The sequence below is a fragment of the Micromonospora sp. NPDC049004 genome, assembly GCF_040649315.1.
In the GTDB taxonomy this organism is placed as follows: domain Bacteria; phylum Actinomycetota; class Actinomycetes; order Mycobacteriales; family Micromonosporaceae; genus Micromonospora.
This window is the reverse complement of sequence record NZ_JBEZFG010000013.1, coordinates 25,302-48,398: the sequence shown is the minus strand read 5'-3', so window position 1 is coordinate 48,398 and position 23,097 is coordinate 25,302. Positions and strand designations below refer to the sequence as shown.

At 72.5% G+C, this 23,097-nt stretch carries 23 protein-coding genes; 7 read left to right on the top strand and 16 right to left on the bottom strand.

Annotated features, from left to right (window positions below):
* Positions 1–49 precede the first annotated feature (49 nt).
* The 3 genes from AB0B97_RS29750 to nadD form a co-directional block, all read right to left on the bottom strand.
* Positions 50–679 carry a histidine phosphatase family protein gene (locus AB0B97_RS29750; RefSeq protein WP_357498328.1) on the bottom strand — a complete coding sequence of 210 codons (630 nt, stop codon included), beginning with the start codon at positions 677–679 and terminating at the stop codon, positions 50–52.
* On the bottom strand, positions 676–1,083 hold the full coding sequence (rsfS, locus tag AB0B97_RS29745; protein ID WP_234586881.1) for a ribosome silencing factor: 408 nt from the start codon (positions 1,081–1,083) through the stop codon (positions 676–678). Before rsfS ends, AB0B97_RS29750 begins: the two co-directional genes overlap by 4 nt.
* A gap of 110 nt (positions 1,084–1,193) precedes the next feature.
* Complete coding sequence (gene nadD, locus AB0B97_RS29740; protein ID WP_203178711.1) at positions 1,194–1,790, bottom strand: nicotinate-nucleotide adenylyltransferase; 597 nt, start codon at positions 1,788–1,790, stop codon at positions 1,194–1,196.
* Positions 1,791–1,918: 128 nt separating this feature from the next.
* On the opposite strand from nadD, the gene AB0B97_RS29735 reads away from it, so the two are divergent.
* Both AB0B97_RS29735 and AB0B97_RS29730 read left to right on the top strand, forming a co-directional pair.
* Complete coding sequence (locus AB0B97_RS29735) at positions 1,919–2,578, top strand: PadR family transcriptional regulator (RefSeq protein ID WP_357498325.1); 660 nt, start codon at positions 1,919–1,921, stop codon at positions 2,576–2,578.
* Between the two features lie 159 nt (positions 2,579–2,737).
* Entirely contained in the window at positions 2,738–3,952 is a 1,215-nt protein-coding gene (locus AB0B97_RS29730; protein ID WP_357498323.1) for an FAD-dependent monooxygenase, read from the top strand.
* A 92-nt stretch (positions 3,953–4,044) separates the two neighbouring features.
* Here the strand turns inward: AB0B97_RS29730 and pepN are convergent, their stop codons facing one another.
* Positions 4,045–6,561: an aminopeptidase N gene (gene pepN, locus AB0B97_RS29725; protein ID WP_357498321.1), complete on the bottom strand. Its 2,517-nt coding sequence runs from the start codon at positions 6,559–6,561 to the stop codon at positions 4,045–4,047.
* A gap of 68 nt (positions 6,562–6,629) precedes the next feature.
* On the opposite strand from pepN, the gene AB0B97_RS29720 reads away from it, so the two are divergent.
* Positions 6,630–6,848, top strand: a complete 219-nt coding sequence (locus tag AB0B97_RS29720) for a DUF397 domain-containing protein (protein WP_007464035.1) — start codon at positions 6,630–6,632, stop codon at positions 6,846–6,848.
* Positions 6,849–6,899: 51 nt separating this feature from the next.
* On the opposite strand, the gene AB0B97_RS29715 is transcribed toward AB0B97_RS29720, so the two are convergent.
* Positions 6,900–7,289 (bottom strand): hypothetical protein, encoded by a 390-nt coding sequence (locus AB0B97_RS29715; protein WP_357498318.1) that lies wholly within the window; start codon positions 7,287–7,289, stop codon positions 6,900–6,902.
* 219 nt (positions 7,290–7,508) lie between these two features.
* Here AB0B97_RS29715 and AB0B97_RS29710 point away from each other — a divergent pair, with 219 nt between their 5' ends.
* Together AB0B97_RS29710 and AB0B97_RS29705 are read left to right on the top strand one after the other, a co-directional pair.
* Positions 7,509–8,753 carry a cytochrome P450 gene (locus tag AB0B97_RS29710; protein ID WP_357498316.1) on the top strand — a complete coding sequence of 415 codons (1,245 nt, stop codon included), beginning with the start codon at positions 7,509–7,511 and terminating at the stop codon, positions 8,751–8,753.
* 47 nt (positions 8,754–8,800) lie between these two features.
* Positions 8,801–9,868, top strand: a complete 1,068-nt coding sequence (locus AB0B97_RS29705; protein WP_357498314.1) for a glycosyltransferase — start codon at positions 8,801–8,803, stop codon at positions 9,866–9,868.
* A 97-nt stretch (positions 9,869–9,965) separates the two neighbouring features.
* Here the strand turns inward: AB0B97_RS29705 and AB0B97_RS29700 are convergent, their stop codons facing one another.
* From AB0B97_RS29700 to AB0B97_RS29690, 3 genes are read right to left on the bottom strand one after another with little or no spacing between them, the layout of a single operon-like run.
* Complete coding sequence (locus AB0B97_RS29700; protein ID WP_234586861.1) at positions 9,966–10,616, bottom strand: DUF3618 domain-containing protein; 651 nt, start codon at positions 10,614–10,616, stop codon at positions 9,966–9,968.
* Positions 10,613–11,080 carry a phage holin family protein gene (locus AB0B97_RS29695; protein ID WP_357498312.1) on the bottom strand — a complete coding sequence of 156 codons (468 nt, stop codon included), beginning with the start codon at positions 11,078–11,080 and terminating at the stop codon, positions 10,613–10,615. Before AB0B97_RS29695 ends, AB0B97_RS29700 begins: the two co-directional genes overlap by 4 nt.
* Before the next feature lie 31 nt (positions 11,081–11,111).
* Positions 11,112–11,936, bottom strand: a complete 825-nt coding sequence (locus AB0B97_RS29690; RefSeq protein WP_357498310.1) for a hypothetical protein — start codon at positions 11,934–11,936, stop codon at positions 11,112–11,114.
* Between the two features lie 232 nt (positions 11,937–12,168).
* Here AB0B97_RS29690 and AB0B97_RS29685 point away from each other — a divergent pair, with 232 nt between their 5' ends.
* Positions 12,169–12,660 carry a DUF4383 domain-containing protein gene (locus tag AB0B97_RS29685; protein ID WP_357498308.1) on the top strand — a complete coding sequence of 164 codons (492 nt, stop codon included), beginning with the start codon at positions 12,169–12,171 and terminating at the stop codon, positions 12,658–12,660.
* A 76-nt stretch (positions 12,661–12,736) separates the two neighbouring features.
* Positions 12,737–13,396 carry a DUF6766 family protein gene (locus tag AB0B97_RS29680; RefSeq protein ID WP_357498306.1) on the top strand — a complete coding sequence of 220 codons (660 nt, stop codon included), beginning with the start codon at positions 12,737–12,739 and terminating at the stop codon, positions 13,394–13,396.
* Between the two features lie 51 nt (positions 13,397–13,447).
* On the opposite strand, the gene AB0B97_RS29675 is transcribed toward AB0B97_RS29680, so the two are convergent.
* The 8 genes from AB0B97_RS29675 to AB0B97_RS29640 all read right to left on the bottom strand — a co-directional run bounded on the left by AB0B97_RS29675 (position 13,448) and on the right by AB0B97_RS29640 (position 22,984).
* The gene (locus tag AB0B97_RS29675; protein ID WP_357498304.1) at positions 13,448–13,897 is read right to left on the bottom strand and encodes a GNAT family N-acetyltransferase; all 450 of its coding nucleotides are present in this window, start codon (positions 13,895–13,897) and stop codon (positions 13,448–13,450) included.
* Between the two features lie 70 nt (positions 13,898–13,967).
* Positions 13,968–15,443, bottom strand: coding sequence for a GTPase ObgE (obgE, locus tag AB0B97_RS29670; RefSeq protein WP_357498302.1), 1,476 nt, complete (start codon positions 15,441–15,443; stop codon positions 13,968–13,970).
* Between the two features lie 91 nt (positions 15,444–15,534).
* Entirely contained in the window at positions 15,535–15,789 is a 255-nt protein-coding gene (gene rpmA / locus AB0B97_RS29665; RefSeq protein WP_074313740.1) for a 50S ribosomal protein L27, read from the bottom strand.
* An 11-nt stretch (positions 15,790–15,800) separates the two neighbouring features.
* Positions 15,801–16,115 (bottom strand): 50S ribosomal protein L21, encoded by a 315-nt coding sequence (gene rplU / locus AB0B97_RS29660; protein ID WP_007464063.1) that lies wholly within the window; start codon positions 16,113–16,115, stop codon positions 15,801–15,803.
* A 166-nt stretch (positions 16,116–16,281) separates the two neighbouring features.
* Complete coding sequence (locus AB0B97_RS29655) at positions 16,282–16,794, bottom strand: hypothetical protein (RefSeq protein ID WP_357498300.1); 513 nt, start codon at positions 16,792–16,794, stop codon at positions 16,282–16,284.
* Positions 16,795–16,913: 119 nt separating this feature from the next.
* Entirely contained in the window at positions 16,914–19,979 is a 3,066-nt protein-coding gene (locus tag AB0B97_RS29650) for an Rne/Rng family ribonuclease (RefSeq protein ID WP_357498298.1), read from the bottom strand.
* 131 nt (positions 19,980–20,110) lie between these two features.
* Positions 20,111–20,830, bottom strand: coding sequence for a TIGR03936 family radical SAM-associated protein (locus AB0B97_RS29645; RefSeq protein WP_308195382.1), 720 nt, complete (start codon positions 20,828–20,830; stop codon positions 20,111–20,113).
* A 177-nt stretch (positions 20,831–21,007) separates the two neighbouring features.
* Complete coding sequence (locus AB0B97_RS29640; RefSeq protein ID WP_357498296.1) at positions 21,008–22,984, bottom strand: TIGR03960 family B12-binding radical SAM protein; 1,977 nt, start codon at positions 22,982–22,984, stop codon at positions 21,008–21,010.
* Positions 22,985–23,097 lie beyond the last annotated feature (113 nt).

The following is a 23,097-nucleotide window of genomic DNA, read 5'->3' as shown; positions in this document are numbered from 1 at the left end:
ACGGGATACGCCGAGGCGCGAGCGCGCCGACCCCGGGTGGGGACGGCGCTCAGACCGCGTCGACGACGGCCGGGGCGGTGACCAGGCCGACGTTGTGCCCCCGCAGCTGCCAGCCTCGAACGTCGTCGTGCCGCAGCTCGGACCAGTGGCAGTTGGCCAGCGAGCCGATGGTGCGCAGCACGTCGGTGGGCCAGCCGAGCAGGTGGCCGATGCCCTGGCGGGAGCCGCCGCCGTGAGTGGCGAGGACCACGGTCCCGCCGGGGGTCACGTCGGCCGCCGCCAGGAACGCCGCCGCAACCCGCTCGCCGAGGTCGTGCAGCGGCTCCAGGTCGGCTCCCGGCGCCGGGTCGCCGGCCCGCCAGCGGGCGTACTCGGCGGGGAAGCGCTCGGCGACCTCGGTGAGGTGCAGGCCCTGCCACCTGCCGAAGTGCCGCTCGCGCAACCGGGCGTCGGTGCGGACCGGCAGCCCGGTCAGCGCGGCCAACGCCGCCGCGGTCTCCGCGGCGCGGCTCAGGTCGCTGGACACGATGGCGTCGGGACGCAGCGACGCGAGCAGCGGTGCGGCGGCGCGGGCCTGGTCGCGGCCCAGCTCGTTGAGGGGTACGTCGGTCTGCCCCTGGACGCGGTTGGCGGCGTTCCAGTCGGTGTTGCCGTGCCGCCAGACGATCAGCCGGGTCATTCGGCTGCGGCGGTCCCGCTGGCGTCGGCCTCGACCAGGTCGCGGTCGACGAACGGGATGGTGGGGCAGTCCTTCCAGAGGCGGTCGAGCCCGTAGAACTCGCGCTCCTCGGTGTGCTGGACGTGCACCACGATGTCGACGTAGTCGAGCAGCACCCAGCGGCCGCCACGCTCACCCTCGCGCCGGATCGGCTTGGCCTTCTCCGGAAGCTCCAGCAGGCGCTCCTCGATGGCGTCGACGATGGCGAGCACCTGACGCTCGTTGGGGGCGGCGGCGAGCAGGAACGCGTCGGTGATGGCGAGCTGGTCGCCGACGTCGATGATCGCGATGTCCTGCGCCTTCTTGTCGGCGGCGGCCTGGGCGGCGGCGATCGCCAGCTCGTGAGCGCGTTCGGAAACTGTCACCGTTCTCCTTCGATCAACCGTGCGATCCTCCAAGCGTCTCACACCCGGCGAGGTCACGACCCGTCAGTTCTGGTCGATTAGACGCACGAAACGGTGCATACCGGACGTGATCAGGGCTGATAGAGGCGTCGCTTGGCGATGTACTGCACCACACCGTCGGGCACCAGATACCAGACCGGTTCACCCCGGGCGACCCGGGCACGGCAGTCGGTCGACGAGATGGACATCGCGGGCACCTGGATCAGGCTGACCGTGTCCGCCGGAAGGTGCTCGTCGGTCAGCGGGAAGCCGGGACGGGTCACCCCGATGAAGTGCGCCAGCTCGAAGATCTCGTCCAGGTCCTTCCAGGACAGGATGCGTTGCAGCGCGTCCGCGCCGGTGATGAAGAACAGCTGCACCTTGGGGCCGTACTCGGCCTGGAGGTCGCGCAGGGTGTCGACCGTGTACGTCGGGCCGCTGCGGTCGATGTCGACCCGGCTGACCTGGAAGCGGGGGTTGGAGGCGGTGGCGATGACAGTCATGAGGTACCGGTCCTCGGCGGGGCTGACCGGTTCGTCAGCCTTCTGCCAGGGCTGCCCGGTCGGGACGAACACCACCTCGTCCAGGCCGAACCGGTCCGCCACCTCACTGGCCGCGACGAGGTGCCCGTGGTGGATCGGGTCGAAGGTGCCGCCCATGATCCCGATCCGCCGGATATCTTCCTCCACCCCGTGATCGTAGGCCGGGCGTCGGGGCAGGCCGCCAGGGCCCGGTGCCGGCGCGTGGGGGGTCGCCAGGGGGCCGATCCCGTGCATATACTCGTCTGCGAGTAGTCGTCAGCGAGTAAGGGGACGTCATGTCGAAGCGGCGCAAGGTCGGCAACCTGCTGGCACTGGCCGTGCTCTCTGCCCTCGTCCAGCGGCCCATGCACCCCTACGAGATGGCCAGCACCCTGCGCGCCCGGGGCAAGGACCAGGACATGGAGATCAAGTGGGGCTCCTTCTACACGGTCATCCGCAACATGGAGAAGCACCAGTTGATCGCCGCAGTGGAGAGCGTCCGCGAGGGCCGACGTCCGGAACGCACCGTCTACCGGATCACCGACGCGGGGCGGGCCGAGCTTGTCGACTGGGCGCGTGAGCTGGTCGCCACGCCGATGCCGGAGCATCCCCGCTTCCGGGCCGGCCTGTCCGTCCTCGCCGCCCTGCATCCCGACGAGGCCATCGACCTGCTCCGGCAGCGACTCGACCGGCTGGACGACGCGCTTCACCAGGACCGCGAGACGCTCGACGCCCACCTGCGGGAGATCCCCCGGCTGTTCCTTGTCGAGTCGGAGTACGACCTGGCCATGCGCGCCGCGGAGACGACCTGGCTGCGGGCCCTGCTCGCCGAGCTGACCTCGGGCAGCTACCCGGGGCTGGACACGTGGCGGGCCTTCCACGAGACCGGCGAGATGCCGGCCGAGCTGACCGAGCTGGCCGAGAGGACCAGCAGCGACCCCGACAACGCCGACTGAGAAGACAGCTCCGGCGGGGTGCGCCAACACCCCGCCGGAGCCCTACCTCGAACCGACACCTGAGCAGGCACCCGGCCCGAAGCGGCAAGCACGAGGATAACCGGGTTCCCTCCCAGGTCGGTTCGCACGCACGCACCCGACGACACCCAGGGAGAGAACATGACCACGGCACGAACCGCGATCGTCATCGGCGGCGGCATCGCCGGCCCGGTGACGGCGCTCGCGCTGCACCGCGCCGGCATCACCGCCACCGTTCACGAGGCGTACCCGGCCACCTCCGCCGGAGTGGGCGGCATCGGCGGCACCCTCGCGCTCGCGCCCAACGGCGTGGCGGCCCTGCGGGCCGTCGGCGCGGACGAGGCGGTGACGGCGATCGCCACCGGAATCCACCGCACCGTCATGGCCGTCGGCCGTCGGCGCATCGACCTGCCCACGTTGGCCGGAGTGCCGCCGCTGCGCGTGGTGCACCGGGCCGAGCTGCACCGCGTGCTGCACGACCGGGCGGTCGCCGAGGGCGTCGCCTTCGCATACGGGCGGCGGCTGGTCGCCGTCGAGCAGACCGACAGCGGCGTGACCGCGCGCTTCGAGGACGGCAGCACGGCCACCGCCGACGTCCTGGTCGGCGCGGACGGCATCCGGTCCACGGTCCGTGGCCTCATCGACCCGGCCGCGCCCGGCCCCCGGTTCACCGGGCTGCTCGGCTTCGAGGCGGTCGCCCGGCACGAGGTGGACGCCGAGGCGGGCACGATGACGTTCGCGTTCGGCCGACGCGGCTACTACCTGTACTGGCCGGAGCCCGGCGGCGGCACCCGCTGGGGGGCCAACCTGCCGCAGCAGCGGCCGATGAGCCTCGTCGAGGCCCGCGCGGTGCCGGCCGAACAGTGGCTGGACACGCTGCGCGGGACCTACGGCGACGACGACCCGGGCGGGCAGCTGATGGCCACCAGCAGCGCCGCCGAACTCCAGGCCGTCGGGTCGTTGCAGATCATGCCGCCGGTGCCGCACTGGCACCGTGGGCGGATGGTGCTGGTCGGCGACGCGGCGCACGCGCCGTCGAACAGCTCCGGGCAGGGCGCCTCGCTCGCCATCGAGAGCGGGGTGCAGCTCGCCCGCTGCCTGCGGGACCTGCCCGACGTGGCGTCCGCGTTCGACGCGTACGTGCGACTGCGCCGCACCCGGGTCGAGAAGGTCGCCGCCCGCGCGGCCCGGATCAACCACACCAAGGCCCCGGGACCGGTCGCGCGGACGCTGATGCCGCTGCTGATGCCGCTGCTCGTGCGCACGGCGATGGATCCGGAGCGGACCATCGCCCACGAGCAGCGCCACGTCATCGACTTCGACGCCCCCGTGACGGCGGAGCCCGCGCTGCGCTGACCGCCGGGCGCGGGGTGGCCAGGCCACCCCGCGCCCGACCGGCGCCGAAACGCTCCGGCGGGACGGCCTCGGGCTGCCGCCGTGACCCCGCCTCAGGCCGAGGCGGCGGCCACCGCCGTCCGAGCGACGAGCGCGCGTCGCAGGTCGTCGTCCGCGTCGGTGACCACCCGGCGCAGGCCCGGGGTCAGGTCGTCGCGAGCCAGCAGCGCCACGGCCGCCTCCCGCGTCGGCTGCGCCACGGCGTAGCGGGGAAACGCCAGCTTGGCCACCAAGTCGGCCGTCCAGCCGGTACGCCGACTCGTGGCGGCCGGCATCTCCGTGAAGTACCGCTCGACGTACGCGGCGGTCAGGTCGGCCTGCTCGGGCTGCCAGAACCCCTCGGCCGTCGCCTCCAGCAGCCGGTTGGACAGCCCGGTGTCGCCCACGATGATCTCCCATGCCGCCTGCTTCGCCGCCGGGTCACCCACTGCGGCCCGGCAGCGGGCTGCCCGTTCCGCGCCGGTGGCGCTGACGTCGGCGGCCGCCTCGGCGGCGATCTCCGGCTCCCCCGCCGCGCCCAGCACCACGAGCCGGCGCAGCACTGCCCACCGCAGCTCGGCGTCGACCTTCAGCCCCGCCGGGACGTCCCGGCCGGCGAGCCAACCGACGAGCAGGTCCGCGTCGGTGGTCGCGGCGATCCAGCCCCGCGCGGCGGCGAGCTGCAACGACTCCCCCGGCGCCGCGCCGTCCAGCAACTGGCGGCACGCCTCGGCGACGCGGGCCAGCGCCGCCGAACGGGCCAGCGGGTCGAGGTAGCGGTCCACCAGGGACCGGCTGAGGGTCAGCACGTCCTCCGCGATGATCACCTCGGTCTCGGCGGGCAGGGCCTCGACCATCAGGTCGACCAGGCCGCCGACCGGCCGTTCCCCGTCGGTCACCGCGTCCAGTGCCTCGCCCCAGAGCACCGCCCGGGTGAGCGGGTCGGTCAGGCGCGGCAGGAGCAGCGCGACGGCGTCCGCCGACGCCGGGTCGAGGCGCACCTTGGCGTAGGTGAGGTCACCGTCATTGAGCAGCAGCACCTGGGCCGCCGGCTCGCCGGCCAGCTCGTCGAGCACGGTCCGGCCACCGTCGACGGCCGGGTCGAGATCCACCTCGGTACGCCGGACCGTGCCGTCCGCCGCGTACCGGCCCACGCCGATGCGGTGCGGACGCAGCACCGGATGCGACTCGGGCGCGGTCTGCACCACGGCGACCTCGGTGTAGCGGCCGTCGGCGTCGACGGATACCTCGGCGCGCAGCGTGTTGACCTGCGGCTGACGCAGCCACAGCTCGGCCCAACCGGACAGGTCCCGGCCGCTGGCCGCGCTCAGGCTGGCCAGCAGGTCGGCGAGGGTGGCGTTGCCGAAGCGGTGCGCCGCGAAGTGCGCGTTCAGGCCGGCGAGGAACGCCTCGTCGCCGAGCCACGCCACGAGCTGCCGCAGCACGGAGGCGCCCTTGGCGTACGAGATGCCGTCGAAGTTGAGCAGACCCTCGTCGGCGTCGGCCACCTCCTGCGGGGCAACCGGGTGGGTGGAGGGTCGCTGGTCGGCCGCGTACCCCCAGGCCTTGCGGCGCATGGCGAACGTGGTCCACGACTGGCCGAAGCGGGTCGCCTCGGCGGTGACCCGGGTGCCCAGGTACTCCGCGAACGACTCGTTGAGCCACAGGTCGTCCCACCAGCGCATGGTGACCAGGTCACCGAACCACATGTGGGCCATCTCGTGGGCGATCGTGGTGGCCCGGAGCTCGCGCTGGGTGTCGGTGACCGCCGAGCGGAACACGTAGTCGTCGCGGAAAGTGACGATGCCCGGATTCTCCATCGCGCCGGCGTTGAACTCGGGGACGAACGCCTGGTCGTACTTGCCGAACGGGTAGCGCTCGGCGAAGAGCTGGTGGAACCGGTCCAGGCACTGCCGGGTGACGGTGAAGATCTCCTCGGCGTCGGCGTCGAGGTGCTCGGCGAGCGACCGTCGACAGTAGAGGCCCAGCGGCACGCCGTCGTGCTCGGCCCGCCGCACGTGGTACGGCCCGGCGATCAGCGAGAAGAAGTACGTGGACAGCGGCGCGCTCGGGGCGAACTCCCAGCGCCCCGGGGCCGGATTGGCGGCCACCTCGGCGTTGCTGGAGACGGTCCACTCCGGCGGCGCGGTGACCGCGAGGGTGAACGACGCCTTGAGGTCGGGCTGGTCGAACGCCGCGAAGATGCGCTGGACGTTGTCCAGGAACGTCACCGCGTAGAGGTAGGTCTCCCCGTCGGCCGGGTCGACGAAGCGGTGCATCCCCTCGCCGGTGTTGGAGTACGCCATCTCCGCCTCGACGACGAGGGTGTTGGTGGCGGCGAGGTCATCCAACGGCAGCCGGTTGTCGGTCAACGTGCCGGGGTCGACGTCGCGGTCGTTGAGGCGTACGGCCAGGAGGTTGGCGGGCTTGACCTCGGCGAAGGTGTCGCTGCCGGGGGTCGCCCGGAACTGGATCTCGACGCGGGAGCGGAACAGCTCCCCGTCGCCGGTCAGGTCGAGGTCCACCTGATAGGACTCGACAGTAATCGCCGCGCCACGCGCGGTCGCCTCTACACGGGTCAGGCTCGGCATCCGCTTATCCTGCCCGATGGGGATCGGCACGCGATCCCCAGACGGCCCCCGCACTGGAGGAAAGAACCATGGCGCAGCACCCCAAGGGCGACTTCGACCTCTCCCGGGCCGTCTGGCAACGGGCCGAGGGGGACACCTCGGAGAGCGCCGTCGAGGTCGCGTTCGTCGACGATCTGATCGGGATGCGCAACTCCGCCGAGCCGGAGGGCCCGGTGCTCGTCTTCACCCAGGCCGAGTGGGACGCCTTCGTCGCCGGTGCGCAGGACGGCGAGTTCGACCTGGACTGATCGCCCGGCGGTCGCGGGTGGCGTGGATCGACCGCCACCCGCGACGCCAGGTCAGGCGTCACCGTCGCCCCAGCCGAGACCGCCGGGACCCGGCGCGTGGTGGAAGCCGGGATGCTCGGCGACATCGACGCAGCGCTCCCCGTCCGGGCCGACCGCCCCACAGAACAGCCGCTCGGCACGGTGCCACGCGTCGGCCGGCGACAGGGCCGCCGCGCCGAGGGCCACCTCCGGACGAAGCAGGCTCAGCGCCTCCGCGTACGTCACCGCCTGCTCGCGGGCGTCGGCCGCGTCCGGCGCGGTGAACCCCAGGTGCACGGTGAAGAACCGGCGCGGTCTCCTCGGCCGGCCGGGCGGGCCGATGAGTGGACGCAGGGCACGATCCGCGCCCGTCGCCGCGACCGCCCGCCGTTGCCGCCAGTGCGGCGACCTGTTGTCGTGCATCTCGCCCTCCCCGTGGTCGTGGCCATCGGCCCACCGAGGACCGGACCGGCTGACCGGTGCTGCCGGCGCACGGCGGCCCCACCAGCCAGCCAACCAGGTTCCGCCGCCCGTGGGAGGGGCCAGCCAACGCGCTGTCGCCGCGGGGATTCAGCGGCGGCGACACGGGTAGACGCAGCGCGACGGCGACGCCGGCCACCGCCCGCACCCGAGGAGACCCCGATGGCGACCATGCCGGCCGACCGCACGCCGGACAGCACCCTCGCGCTGCTGCGCTCCGGCTACCGGTTCATCGGTGAGCGCTGCGAGCGGCACGGCAGCGACGTCTTTCAGGCCCGGATCCTGCTCGCACCGACCATCTGCCTGCGGGGCCGGCCGGCGGCGATGCTCTTCTACGACAGCGAACGCTTCCAGCGGGACAGCGCGATGCCCCTGCGGGTGCAGCGGACGCTCACCGGTCGGGGTGGCGTGCAGGGGTTGGACGGATCGGCGCACTCCGACCGCAAGGCCATGTTCATGTCGATCATGACGCCGGCGGCCATCCAGCGCCTCGGGCAGCTCTTCGACGACGAGTGGCGGGCGCGGATCCCCGCGTGGGAGGCGGCCGGGCCGGTGCCGCTCTACGACGAGCTGGGCCGCCTGCTGACCCGGGCGGTCTGCGCGTGGGCCGGGGTGCCGCTGGCCAGCTCGCAGGTCAACCGACGCGCGGTCGAACTACACGCCATGATCGAGGGCCCGGCGGTCGTCGGCCCCCGGCACTGGCGGGGCCTCCTCGCCCGTCGTCGCGCCGAGCGCTGGATCGGAGACCTCGTCGAACGGGCCCGCACGGGCATCCACCCGGCGCCCGTCGGCAGCCCGTTGGAGATCGTGTCCGAGCACCGCGACGCGAGCGGGGCGCTGCTCCCCCGCCCCATCGCCGCCGTCGAACTGCTCAACCTGCTGCGCCCGGTGGTCGCCGTGGACCGGTACATCGTCTTCGCCGCGCTCGCCCTGCGCGACCATCCCGGCTGGCGGGAGCGGGTCGACGGCGACGACGAGGCCACCGAGCAGTTCGTCCAGGAGGTACGTCGCTACTACCCGTTCTTTCCGATGGCCGCCGCCCGGGTCCGGCGCTCGTTCGACTGGGAGGGCCACCACTTCCCACGCGGACGCCGGGTGCTGCTCGACCTCTACGGCACCAACCACCACCCGGCGATCTGGCCCGAGCCGGAGCTGTTCCGTCCCGAGCGGTTCGCCGGCCGCCGGGTGGACCCGTTCGAACTGGTCCCGCAGGGCGGGGGCGACTACACCGCCGGGCACCGCTGCGCCGGCGAGTGGATCACCATTGACCTCATGAAGCGGGCGGTCACCCACCTGACCGGCGGCATGCGCTACGAGGTCCCGCCGCAGGACCTGACCCTGGACCTGCGGCGCATGCCCGCGCTGCCGCCCAGCGGACTGACCCTCACCAACGTCCGCCGCGCCTGAGGGCGTCCCGCCACGCCTGTCGCGGACCGCCTGTCCAGGAGGCACCGATGTCCTTGGGGGCCCACGGTGACGCCGCCCGGCGGGCCGGGCGCGACAACACCGGCACGACGCCGACCACCCGGGCGCCGACCGTCCTGCCGATGTCATACGTGCTGCCGCTGCGCTGGGGCACCGACAGCGGTCTGGACGAGCTGACCGGCTACCTGCGCCGGCTGAGCGGCCTCGTCGAGGTGATCGTCGTCGACGGCTCGCCTCCGGAGCTCTTCGCGCGGCACGCGGCGGCCTGGCAGGGGCTGGTCCGGCACCTTCCGCCCGATCCCGGCGGGCGCGGGCTCAACGGCAAGGTGGTCGGGGTGCACACCGGCGTCGACGCGGCACACCACGAACACGTGGTGATCGCCGACGACGACGTCCGGTACGACGAGGCCGGGCTGCGGGCCGTGCACCGGCTGCTGGGCCGGGTCGACCTGGTCCGGCCGCAGAACTACTTCGACCCCCTGCCCTGGCACGCCTGGTGGGACACCGGGCGGACGCTGCTCAACCGGGCGCTCGGAAACGACTACCCCGGCACCCTCGCGGTGCGCCGCAGCACGTTCCACGCCATGGGCGGGTACGACCCGGACGTGCTCTTCGAGAACCTGGAGCTGATCCGCACCGTGCGCGCGTACGGCGGGGTCGAGGCCGCGCCGCCGGGGCTGTACGTACGCCGACTACCGCCGGACGCGACGCACTTTCGTGGCCAGCGGGTCCGCCAGGCGTACGACGACCTGGCCCAGCCGGCCCGCCTGCTGACCGCGCTCGCGGTCCTGCCGGCGCTGGCCGCGGCGGTCGCGTCCCGCCGGCCCCGACTGCTGCTCGGCACGGCGGTAGCTGTCGTCGCCGTGGCCGAGGTGGGCCGCCGACGCGCCGACGGCGGGATCGTGTTCCCACCGAGCACCTCGCTGGCCGCCCCACTCTGGCTGCTCGAACGGGGCATCTGCAGCTGGCTGGCGCTCGCCCAGCGCGTCCTGCGGGGCGGAGTCCGCTACGGCGACCGCAGAATCCGCCGACCAGCCCGCCCGCACCACCACGTCCCCGCGATCTTGCACTTTCTGCTCGGACAAAAGCCTCGCTAGACACCAGAACGGCGACAGAAAGTGCAAGATCGCGGAGAACGCGGCGACGGCTCACCGCCACCGGAGTGGCCGTGAGCCGTCGTCGACGCCGGTGGGCTCAGGAACTGACCTGCTGGCGGGCCTGCTGGGCCTGGTCCTTGACGTCCTGGGCAGCCGACCGGCCGTCGTCCTTGACCGCGTGCACGGCGTCCTGGGCGGTGGACCGCACCGACTCGGCGGCGTGCTGGGCCGGCTCGCGCAGCTCGTCCTTGAGCTCGCTGGCCACCTCGCCCAGCTTCTCCTTCACGGCGCCGCTGTGCTCGCTGACCTTGTCCTTGACCTGGGCGGCGGCCTGCTGCTCCCGGCGGGAGGCCGGGATCAGCGAGGAGGCCAGCCAGCCGACCCCGAAGGCGATCAGGCCGGCCGCGAGGGGGTTGCCCTGCGACTTCTGCCGGATCACCCGGGGCGCGCTGTGGGCGGCGTCGCTGACGCTGGAGGCCGCCGAGTGGGCGGCGTCGCTGACGCTTGAGGCCGCCGAGGAGGCGCGGTCACCCACCGAGTGGGCGGCGTGGCCGGTGCCGTGGCCGAGGTCAGACGCGGTTCCCATGACCTTGTCCCTCACATTCTGCAGCGCGGAACGGGCCCGCTGCTTGCGGTCGTCGACGATGCGGCTCGGGCTGACCTTGTACGCCAGCGCGTCCACATCGGAGCTGAGGCTGTTGCGGGTGGCTTCGATCTCCCGGCGGATCTGGTCGGGGTCGGTGCTCATCGGGTGACTCCCTCCGGGTGGGGCTTGAGCGCGTCGGGGATCCGCTGCACGCTGTCGTTGGTCTGCTTGAGCCCGCGTACGTGCTGGGCGTTCTTCTTGGCCATCGAGTAGAGGACCGCGGCGACCACGGCCCAGATGATGGCCACGATCAGCGCGGCCAGGCCGGAGTCCATGACGTTGTCCAGGAACTGCCACACGGCGATGGAGACGAACAACGCCACCATGTAGCCGCCGAAGCCGGCGCCGCCGAAGAGGCCCGCGGCCTTGCCGGCCTTCTTGCCCTCCTGGCGGATCTCGGCCTTGGCCAGCTCGACCTCCTGACGCATCAGCGTCGACAGGTCGGTGGTGACCTGGCGCATCAGGTCACCGAGCGAGCTGCCCTTCACGTCCGCCGCGGTGTGCGGGGCGCCCGCCTCGGGGTGGTAACCGGAGTCCAGGCCGGACCCCTGCGTCGGCATGGTCATGCCGTCGCCTCCCTTCGGATGACTCGGCGCCTCACGGGCGGGGGCTGCCGCTGGACGGCACGCCCGGCAGCGGGTCGGTCTGGGTCACCGGCGGCAGCGGCTGACCGGTGCTGGTCGGCTCGGTGTAGCCGTCCTGGCGGGTCGGGTCGCTGTAGCCGCCCGGCGTCGGGTCGTTGTAGCCGCCGGAGGTCGGCTCGGTGTACGTGCCGGGGGTCGGGTCGAGGTAGCCGCCCGCCGGGGTGGTGTCCGCGGCCGTCCGGGGTGCCGGCGGCGGAGTGGGGATCACCGCGGTCTGCTCCGGGTCGTACGCCCCGTTGCCGCGGTAGCCCGCCGAGCCGTTGCCGGAGTGGTCACCGGAGTCGGAGATGCTGCGGGTCAGGCGCCCGGCAAGCACGCCGAGCACCGCCGCGCCGACCAGGAAGGTGCCCGGGTTGCGCCGCGCGTAGTCGCGTACCTCGGTGATCAGGTCGCCGGGCTCGCGCTCCTCCAGCCAGCCGGCCACACCGTGCACCCGGTCGGCGGCCTGGCGGGCCAGCTCGCTCACCGGGCCGGCCTGGCCACCCTGCTCGGCCATCGTGCGCATCTCGTCGGCGATCGACCGCAGTCCGCCGGCGGCCCGGCGCTGCTGCTCACCGGTCTGGCTGGCGAGCTGAGTGCGGGCCTCGCCGTAGAGGTTGCGGGCCTGCCGGGCGGCCTCGCGGCCAACCTCGGCGCCCTGCTCCTTCGCGGTCTGGGCGACCGCGCCACCGGCGTGCGCCGCCTCGGACCCGACGTGGCGGGCCTGCTCGCGGACGCCGCCGCCGTTGGTGGACTCGTGCCCGTACGTGGAAGACGTGGGTGACACTTCGTAAGTCATGATTTCCCTTCCGCTCGGAAAGTCGTCGCGGTTGTGCTGGGGGGATGCGGCCGTGACGCCGTGGCCGCTGACAACTCACCTACCCTGCGTTTGCGCTTCCATACCTGTTCGTGCATTTCTCTGCGCGGCCGGCGGGATCGACTTCAAAATGGAGGATCGTCGGGCTGCGTCACGTCGCCGCTGCGGACAGCGAGGTTCGCGGTACCGGCAGATCCACGAAGAGGGGGCAGGGATGGCACGAGACGCGCGAGGTGGCCGACCTGCCGCCCCCCGGCCCCGGGTGCAGGTGGTCGCGCTGGTCGTGGCCGGGGTCTTCCTGCTGATCGGAATCCTCGGCTTCATCCCCGGCATCACCACCGACTACGGCGAGCTGACCTTCGCCGGGCACCACTCGGACGCCAAGCTGCTCGGACTGTTCCAGGTGTCGATCCTGCACAACGCGCTGCACCTGCTGTTCGGGCTTGCGGGTCTGGTGCTGGCCCGCAGCATCGCCGGCGCCCGGCTCTTCCTGGCCGGCGGCGGCGCGATCTACCTGGCCCTCTGGCTGTACGGCCTGGCGATCGAGGCGGTCGACCCCGAGGCCACCGCGAACATCCTGCCGGTCAACGACGCCGACAACTGGCTGCACCTCGCCCTCGGCTTCGGCATGCTCGCGCTCGGGCTGCTGCTGTCCAACCAGGTGGGCACCGGTGGGCGCCTGGACAGCCCGATCGACCGGCCCTGACCTGCCGATTCACGTGTTTGACGGCGACGGCGGCGTGGGTAGGTGACCGCCTGAGAATCCGTGGAAGGGGTCGATGATGCCTCGCTGGATACGCGACAACGCGCTGACCGCCGCCATGCTGGGCGCGTTTGGAGTCTTCCTGGTCCTGCAGAGCGTCTTCGGCTGGCAGACCCACAATGAGGAGCTCACCGAGTTCGGCGCCGCCCCGCTGAGCTGGCCGGCGTACCTGGCCAGCGGCCACTTCGCCGAGGCGGTCTTCGAGAACTGGGAGTCGGAGTTCCTCCAGATGGGCGGGTACGTGCTGCTCACCGCGTACCTGGTGCAGCGGGGCTCGGCCGAGTCCAAGCCGGTGGACCAGACCGACCGGCCGGAGGACGACGAGCGCCGGGCCACCGCCCGGTCACCGTGGCCGGTACGCGCCGGCGGCCTTCCGCTGGTGGTCTACCGCAACAGCCTCTCCCTCGCGCTGCTGCTGATCTTCGCCGGCTCGTTCGTTGGGCACCTGCTCGGCGGCACCGCCGCCTACAACGAGGAGCAGGCGTTGCAGAGCGGAGCGCCGCCGATCAGCGCGTGGGACTTCTTCGGCACCAGCGACTTCTGGTTCCAGTCCATGCAGAACTGGCAGAGCGAGTTCCTGGCGGTCGGCGCCCTGATCCTGCTGAGCATCGTCCTGCGGCAGCACGCGTCGCCGGAGTCGAAGCCGGTCACCGTCGCGCACGCCGAGACCGGCGCCTGACCGACCCGTCGCGCAGGACCGGCCCGCCGTGGCCGGCGGGACCGGCCGCCGTCAGGCCGCGACCGGGAGCCGCTTGGCGAAACAGACGCTGTACGGGTTGCCGACGTACTCCCCGTACACCGGGACCGGTTCGTAGCCGCACGAGGTGTACAGCCCGATCGCCGCCGGCAGGTACGTGCCGGTCTCCAGGCAGACCACCGTGTGCCCCTGCCGGAACGCGCACTCCTCCAACGCGGCGAGCAGTTGGCGGGCGATGCCCCGGCCCCGGTACGCCGGCCGGACGTACATCCGCTTGACCTCGCCGGTGACGGCGCCGAGCGACTGGAGCCCGCCGCAGGCGACCGCCCGACCGTGCACCACCACCGCCAGGTAGCGGATGTCGTCGTGGGTGACGGTGACCTGGCCGTCCAGCCCGCCGTCGGCCTCGCGCAGCTCACGCTGCTGGGCGACGACCAGGGTGGCGATCTCGGGATCGGTGGCGGGCCGCGACTCGATCAGCATCACCCCACGCTAGGAGGGGTGGATTTCGCGGAGGTTTCCGGCAGTCGTCCCGATCACGGAGAGCAACGGGCTACTCGGCGTCGTCGGAGTCCTCGATGTCCTCGAGGTCGTCGTCGGACGAGTCCGCGCCGACCTCGTCCGCCGAGCGCACCCGGCGGGCCTTGCGCGCGGCGAGCCGCTCCGCCGCCGAGGCCCGGTTCGACTTCTCCTCCAGGCGGACGTCGGTGCCCCGGTTGCCGGGCACGAACTCCACACCCGCGTACAGCGTCGGCTGCCAGTCGAACTCGCGCTCGCCGATCCGGACCAGGTCACCGGGCTGGGCGCCGGCCTTGGCGAGCTTGTCCTCCACGCCGAGCCGGGCCAGCCGGTCGGCGAGGTAACCGACGGCCTCGTCGTTGTCGAAGTTGGTCTGCTTGACCCACCGCTCCGGGCGTACGCCCCGGACGGTGAACGAGCCGTCAACCTCGGCCGTGATGGTGAAGCCGTCGTCGTCCACGGCCATCGGCCGGATCACGATCCGGGTCGGCTCGGCCGGCGGGGCGGCCTTGCGCTCCGCCTCGACCAGCTCGGCCATCGCGTACGTCAGCTCCTTGAGCCCTTCGCGGGTGGCCGCGGAGACCTCGAACACGCGGTAACCGCGCTCCTCCAGGTCCGGGCGGACGATCTCGGCGAGGTCCCGGCCGTCCGGCACGTCGACCTTGTTCACGGCCACCAGCCGTGGACGGTCGGTCAGGCCGCCGTACTGGCTCAGCTCGGCCTCGATGGCGTCGATGTCGGCGACCGGGTCGCGGCCGGGCTCCAGGGTCGCCGAGTCGATGACGTGCACCAGCACCGCGCAGCGCTCGATGTGCCGCAGGAACTCCAGACCCAGGCCCTTGCCGGTGGCCGCGCCCGGGATCAGGCCCGGCACGTCGGCGACGGTGAAGGTGTGGTTGTCCATCCGGACCACACCGAGGTTGGGCACGAGGGTGGTGAACGGGTAGTCGGCGATCTTCGGCTTCGCGGCGGAGATCACCGAGATCAGCGACGACTTACCTGCCGACGGGAAGCCCACCAGGCCCACGTCGGCGACGCTCTTCAGCTCCAGCACGATGTCCAGTTGGTCGCCGGGCTCGCCCAGCTCGGCGAAGCCCGGCGCCTTGCGCTTGGCGTTGGCCAGCGACGCGTTGCCGCGCCCGCCGCGCCCGCCCCGGGCCACCTCGAAGGTCGTGCCGGCGCCGACCATGTCGGCCAGCACGGTGCCGTCGGTGGTCTGGACCACAGTGCCGTTGGGCACCTTCAGCACCAGATTGTGGCCGTTGGCCCCGTCCCGGTTCGACCCGGCGCCGCCCTTGCCGTTGTCGGCCTTGACGTGCGGGTGGAAATGGAAGTCGAGCAGCGTGGTCACCTGCGGGTCGACCACCAGCGACACGCTGCCGCCGTGCCCGCCGTTGCCGCCGTCCGGCCCGCCGAAGGGCTTGAACTTCTCGCGGTGGATCGAGACACAACCGTGCCCACCATCGCCGGCCTGCAGATGCAGGACGACCCGGTCAACGAACGTCGCCACGGCGTCAATCCTTCCAGCGAGGGTCGACCCCGCACTTGAAAAGCGAAGCGGGCCGGGACCCGGAGGTCCGCGGCCCGCCCAGCGAAGAGAACTACTGCTGCGGAACGATGCTGACGGTCTTGCGACCGCGCTTCGTGCCGAACAGGACCGCACCGGCCGACAGCGCGAACAGCGTGTCGTCGCCGCCACGGCCGACCAGGTCACCGGGGTGGAACTTGGTGCCACGCTGCCGGATGAGGATCTCACCGGCGCTGACGACCTGACCACCGAAGCGCTTCACGCCAAGTCGCTGGGCCGCGGAGTCACGACCGTTACGCGAGCTGGACGCACCCTTTTTGTGAGCCATTGGAGGACGACCTACTTCCCGCTGGAGATGCCGGTCACCTTGACCTGGGTCAACGGCTGGCGGTGACCCTGGCGCTTGTGGTAGCCGGTCTTGTTCTTGAACTTGTGGATCCGGATCTTCGGGCCCTTGGTGTGCGCGGCGATCTCGCCGGACACCGCGACCTCGGCAAGCTTCGCCGCGTCGGTCACCAGGTCGTCACCGTCGACGAGGAGCACCGCGGTGAGCTTCACCGCGTCACCGGGGGCACCGGTGAGCTTCTCGACCTCGATCACGTCGCCCTCGGCGACCTTGTACTGCTTGCCGCCGGTCTTGACGATCGCGTACATCGGAGGCGGACTCCCTGTCGTTGAGGCTGCTGGCGGTCGTCCCCGCGGCGGCTCGCCGGGTAGCAGTGCACGGCGGCGCGGGCACACGGGAACTCGGCACACCAAAGGTGGGCCGCAGGCAAGAGTACGCCATCGCCGGCCCGGACCCCAAACCGGCCCGCCCTGGTCAGCGGGCGCAGAGCTGGTCGAGGCGCTGCTGGAGCCGGTCCAGCTCGGTCTCGTCGATCGACTCGACGTCCACGCCGAGTGCGGCGACCTCCGTACCGAGGTCGCTGAGCAGCGTCTTGAGCTGCGGATCGGTGGACCGCGCCGACTGCTCGCGCAGTGCGGCCCGCCAGCCGGCCAGCGCCGTCTGCGCCCTCGTGCGGGCCGCATCGGCGGTGGCGGTGTCCCCCGCACCAACGGCCGCGACCATCCGGCCCAGCTCCGCCACGTACTCCCGGACGGCGGTGGCGCCGGCCTGCTGCGCCTCGGCGCAGACCTGCGGGTTGCCGGCCGCGGCACCGCCACCTCCCGGCGTACCTGTCGACCCGCCGGGAGCGCCCCCGGACCCGGCAGCCGGGCCGGAAGCCCCGGCGGTCGCGCCGGTCGGGCCCGCATCGACCGACCGGTCGGCGGAGCAGCCGGCCCCGAGGGCGAGCACGGCTACCAGCACGGTGACGGCGAGCAGGCGACGCATCTTCTTCTCCTGACCGGGGCCGACCACTCCCGGCCCGGGGTGACCGGAGGCGGCGAGGTCCCCTCCCCGTCAATATGCCGGGAAAGGGACCTCGTCAAACACCGGGCCGGTCAGGACCGTCAGGGGCGGGTCCGCCGGCGGGCGCCGCCGCGGCGGGAGCGGCGACGCCCCGCGCCACCGGCCTCCTCGTCGGTGTCACCGTCGGCGACCGCGTCCGGGTCGTCCGCGGCGGCCAGCCGGGCCGACTCGCCCTGCTGGCTGTCGGACACCGCCGACGCCGCCTCGGTCTCCGCCTCGTAGCGGGACAGGTCGTACCCCATGGTGTCCTGGTAGTCGGCGTCCGGTTCGGCGCTGGTGTCGGTGTCGACGACCTCGACCACCGCGCGCTCGGCCGGGGCGCTCTTGCGCGCCCGGCGGCGCGACGACGCGGTGCCGGCCTCGACGGCCGGAGTGGCCGGCGCGGCCGGCGCCGACGAGGCGACCGCCTTGACCTTCTCCGCGGTCCCGCCGGTACGCGGCTTCTCGGGCACCGGCTCGGTGTGGATGATGACGCCCCGACCCTTGCAGCACTCGCAGGTCTCGCTGAACGCCTCCAGCAGACCCGCGCCGATCCGCTTACGGGTCATCTGCACCAGGCCGAGCGAGGTGATCTCGGTGACCTGGTGCTTGGTGCGGTCCCGGCCCAGGCACTCGGTGAGCCGGCGCAGCACCAGCTCCCGGTTCGACTCCAGCACCATGTCGATGAAGTCGATCACCACGATGCCGCCGATGTCGCGCAACCGGAGCTGGCGGACGATCTCCTCCGCCGCCTCCAGGTTGTTGCGGGTGACCGTCTCCTCCAGGTTGCCGCCGGAGCCGGTGTACTTGCCGGTGTTGACGTCGACGACCGTCATGGCCTCGGTCTTGTCGATCACCAGCGAGCCGCCGGAGGGCAGGAACACCTTGCGGTCCAGGCCCTTGATGATCTGCTCGTCGATCCGGTACTCGGCGAACACGTCGCTCGTGCCGACGTGCCGGCGCACCCGGTCGACCAGATCCGGAGAGACGTGCGACAGGTACGACTCGACCATGCCGTACGACTGCTCGCCCTCGATGACCAGCTCGCGGAAGTCCTCGTTGAACAGGTCCCGGACCACCCGGATGACCAGGTCGGGCTCCTCGTAGAGCAGCACCGGGGCACCGCCCTCGGCGGCCTTGGCCTGGATGTCCTCCCACTGCGCCTGGAGCCGCTTGACGTCGCGGGCCAGCTCATCCTCGCTGGCGCCCTCGGCGGCGGTACGGACGATCACGCCGGCGCCGTCCGGGACCAGCTTCTTGAGCACGTCGCGCAGCCGCTTGCGCTCGGTGTCCGGCAGCTTGCGGCTGATCCCGGACGCGTTGCCGTTGGGCACGTAGACCAGGTGCCGGCCGGAGAGGGCGATGTGGCTGGTCAGCCGCGCGCCCTTGTGCCCGATCGGGTCCTTGGTGACCTGGACCAGCACCGAGTCGCCGGAGCGCAGCGCCTGCTCGATCGAGCGGGCACGCCCCTCCAGCCCGGAGGTGTCCCAGTTGACCTCGCCGGCGTACAGCACCGCGTTGCGGCCCCGGCCGACGTCGACGAACGCCGCCTCCATGCTGGGCAGCACGTTCTGCACCTTGCCCAGGTAGACGTTGCCGGCCATGGTGCCGGAGGAGTTGCGGGTGACGTAGTGCTCGACCAGCACACCGTCCTCCAGGACGGCGATCTGGGTGCGGTCACCCCGCTGGCGGACCGCCATGACCCGGTCGACCGCCTCCCGGCGGGCCAGGAACTCCGACTCGCTGAGGATCGGCGGCCGCGTACGCCGCTGCTCCCGGCCGTCCCGGCGACGCTGGCGCTTGGCCTCCAGCCGGGTCGAGCCGGACACGCCCTGGACCTCGTCGACAGTGCGACGCGGCTCGCGGATCTTGACCACGGTGGGCACACCGTCGTCGGCGGCGGCGCCCTCGGTGTCACCGGCGCCGCGACGGCGGCGACGACGGCGACGACGGGTCAGCCCGTCCCCACCCTCGGACTCCTCGTCCTCGTCACCCTCGGCCTCGGCCTCGGCGGTCTCCTCCTCGTCGGCCTGCGCCGCCTCGTCGGACTCCTCGTCCTCGGCGTCGTCGGCGCCGCCCTTGCCCCGGCCCCGACCGCGGCGGCCACGCCGACGGCGGCGACGCGCGGCGGCGCTGTCCTCGTCGTCCTCATCCACCTCGGCGGCCTCGTCGGCCTCCTCGGTCGGCTCCTCCTCGGCCTCGACGGCCTCGACCGGCTCCACCGGCTCGACGTCGCGGCGACCGCGCCGCCGTCGGCGGGACGGCTCGGCCTCGACGGCCGGCTCCTCGGCCACCGGAGCGGGCTCCGCCGGCCGGGTCACCGGCACGGCGTCCGGCTGGGGTGCCATGAACAGCACTGTGGGTGCGGAGAGCGCGGCCCGCCGACGGCGGGTCCGCGGCTGCTCGGGCTCGATCACCTCGGCGGGCTCGATCGGCTCATCTGCCACGTTCGCCACGCCGACACCGGGCGCCACCTCGCCGGAGCGCTCCCGCCCGGCACCGAACGCCTGCTCGGCGACGGGTCCGGCCGGCGGGGTCTGCGCCTCGTTCAGCTCGGCTTCGGCCTCCCGCAGGTCGGACTCCGCAGGCGTCTCCGCGGTGTCCTCCTCGACGGCGGGCTCCACGGCCTCGGCGGCGGGCTCCTCGACGGCGGCGGGCTCCTCGACGGCCGGCGGCTCCTCGACGGCGGGCGTTGCCTTCTTGCGCCGGGTGCGGGTCACCTTGACCGGAGGTACGACCTCGGGAGAGGCCAGCTCCGCGCTCGCGGCGACCAGCGGCTCCTCGGCGGTCGTCTCGACGGGGGCGGCCTTGCGGCGGCGTCGGGGGGTCTTCGGGGCGACGTCCAGGTCACCGGAGATCGGGGCGAAGACCTCCGCCTGCGGCGACTCGACGGCGCCGGTCCCGCCGGCGGACGCCTCGACGGGCGCCTCGGCCTGCTCCGGCTGGTTGAGCGGGGCGGCCCGACGCCGGGTGGCCCGCGCCCGCCGGGGCGGTGCGGCAGGCTCGGCGCTCTGGGCGCCCGCCTGCTCCGCGCTGGCGGCGCCGTCGGTGGTGGTGCTCTGGTCAGCGGTGTCCCCGGCCGGCTGTGAACCGGTCCGTTCGCCGCCCTCGGGCTCGTTCTCGAGCATGGACGTTCTCCAGTTCTGGCTGCCCCGGGCGCGGGTGAGCGCTGCCACGCAGGGTCGCCGCAAAAGTGTTTCCGCCGGGCGCGCGTGGTGCGCGACCGCCGAAGTCTGCCTGCAAGAGCGCTGACCGTCGGTCAGTGCCCAACGATGGCTGCCCCGCCGCGGTCCGCATCCAACGGATCCACGATCGCACCCTGCGCGGTCAGCGTGCCCTGAGCCAGCCGGGTCACCCTCGGCGAGACCGGCGGCTCCAGGTCGGCCACCACGCGGAGGCCGGAAAGGACGTCATCGGGCCGTACGGACGGGGTGACCTGCCGCACGACCAGTTCGAGTATCGCACACGGTACGGCCGGCGCCCCGGAAGGCGTCTGCGTCGGGGAGAGGACATCGATCGACATGACCGCCGCGCGGGCGTCGAAGGTACGTCGCCCCTGCTTGGTCATCCGCTCGACCAGCACCTCGTCGGCGGCGGTGAAGGCGTCCACGGCGGCGCGCAGTGTCTCCGTGTCGACCTCGGGCAGCTCGATGTGCCAGTGCGACGCCTCGATGCGGTCCGCCAGGCTGCCACCGTCGGCGATCACCACCTCCAGCACGTCCAGCCCGGGTGAGAGCGCGGCGTCGAGCGCGGCGCGCAGCGCCTCCGGCTCGACCGGCGCCTGGAGGCCGATCTCCAGGTACTCCGCCTCGCTCGCCACCCCGGTGGGCGCGGCGCTGGCGTAGGAGATCTTCGGGTGCGGGGTGAAGCCCTGGGAGAACGCGATCGGTACGGCGGCACGGCGCAACGCACGCTCGAAGGCCCGGGCGAAGTCCCGGTGCGAGGTGAACCGCAGCGGCCCGCGCTTGGCGTACCGGATGCGGGCGCGCTGAACGACCGGCGCCTGCCCACCCTCCGGCTGGTTTTTCTTACTGATCGTCTCGCTCCTCGGAACTCAGCACCGGTTGATCATGAAGTTATTGTCGGCGACACGCTGTGTTCCGGGCAACAACTTCATGATCGACGCGGGCGACGGGCGGGGCCGGGAGGGCCGGGGTCAGGGCGTGGGGGTCTTCAGGCCCTTGATCGGCGTCAGGGGCAGGAGCTTCTTGCCGGTGGGGCCGATCTGGATCTCGGTGTCCATCGAGGGGCAGACGCCGCAGTCGAAGCACGGGGTCCACCGGCAGTCGTCCTGCTCGAACTCGCTCAGCGAATCCTGCCAGTCCTGCCACAGCCAGTCCTTGTCCAGGCCCGAGTCCAGGTGGTCCCAGGGAAGGACCTCCAGCCCGTCGCGCTGGCGGGTGGTGTACCAGTCGAGATCCACCCCGAACGCCGGCAGCGTCTCGGCCGCCGCCTGCACCCAGCGCTGGTAGGAGAAGTGCTCGCTCCACCCGTCGAACCGGCCGCCGTTCTCCCAGACCTTGCGGATCACCGAGCCGACCCGACGGTCACCCCGGGAGAGCAGGCCCTCGATCAGCGACGGCTCGCCGTCGTGGTAGCGGTAGCCGATGGCCCGGCCCAGCGAGCGGTCCGAGTTGATCGCCTGCTTGAGGATCTTGAGCCGGTGGTCGATGACCTCGGGGCGCTCCATGGCGGCCCACTGGAACGGGGTGTGCGGCTTCGGCACGAACCCGCCGATGGAGACCGTGCAGCGGATGTCCTTCGAGCCCGTCGCGGCCCGACCGGCCTTGATCACCTCGTGGGCCATCTCGGCGATCTCGAGGACGTCCTCGTCGGTCTCGGTGGGCAGGCCGCACATGAAGTAGAGCTTCACCTGGCGCCAACCGTTGCTGTACGCGGTGACGACCGTCCGGATCAGGTCTTCCTTCGACACCATCTTGTTGATGACCTTGCGGATCCGCTCCGACCCGCCCTCCGGGGCGAAGGTGAGACCGGTGCGCCGCCCGTTGCGGGACAACTCCTGCGCGAGGTCGATGTTGAAGGCGTCCACCCGGGTCGACGGCAGCGACAGCGAGACGTTGGTGCCCGCGTACTGCTCGGCCAGGCCCGAGCACATGTCGCCGATCTCCGAGTGGTCCGCCGAGGAGAGCGACAGCAGGCCGACCTCGGAGAAGCCGGAGAACTCCAGGCCCTCGCGGACCATCTGCCCGACCGTGGTGATCGACCGCTCCCGCACCGGGCGGGTGATCATGCCAGCCTGGCAGAACCGGCAGCCCCGGGTGCAGCCCCGGAAGATCTCCACCGCGTACCGCTCGTGCACCGTCTCGGCGAGCGGGACGAGGGGCTTCTTCGGGTACGGCCAGGCGTCCAGATCCATCGTCGTGCGCTTGTGCACCCGGAACGGCACGTCCGCCCGGTTCGGCACGACCCGTTGGATCCGCCCGTCGGGGAGGTAGTCGACGTCGTAGAAGCGCGGCACGTACACGCTCTCGGTGCGGGCCAGCCGCAGCAGCAGCTCGTCGCGGCCACCCGGGGAGCCCTCGGCCTTCCACTCCCGGACGATCGCGGTGATCTCCAGGACGGCCTCCTCGCCGTCGCCGAGCACTGCGGCGTCGATGAAGTCGGCGATCGGCTCCGGGTTGAAGGCGGCGTGCCCACCGGCCACGATCACCGGGTCGGCGTCGGTGCGGTCGGCGGCCAGCATCGGGATGCCGGCCAGGTCGATCGCGGTGAGCATGTTGGTGTAGCCCAGCTCGGTGGAGAAGGAGATGCCGAAGACGTCGAAGTCGCGCACCGGCCGGTGGGCGTCGACGGTGAACTGCGGCACGCCGTGCGTGCGCATCAGGTTCTCCAGGTCGGGCCAGACCGCGTACGTCCGCTCGGCCAGGGTGTCGGGCAGCTCGTTGAGCACCTCGTAGAGGATCTGCACACCCTGGTTGGGCAGGCCCACCTCGTACGCGTCGGGGTACATGAGCGCCCAGCGGACCGTCGCCGCGTCCCAGTCCTTGACCACCGCGCCCAGTTCACCGCCGACGTACTGGATGGGCTTGGAAACCTGAGGGAGCAGCGGCTCGAGCCGGGGCCAGACGGAATTGGTCGCGGCCGCGCGCGGCGTCGTGGACGGGGCACTCATGATGCCCAAGGGTACGCGCCCGCCCGTCGGTGACCGCGCGCACGCCACGATGCCACCCGACAACACTCCTGCACACGCTCCGCCGCGATGCCCGCGCGGCGGTGGTGGCGACG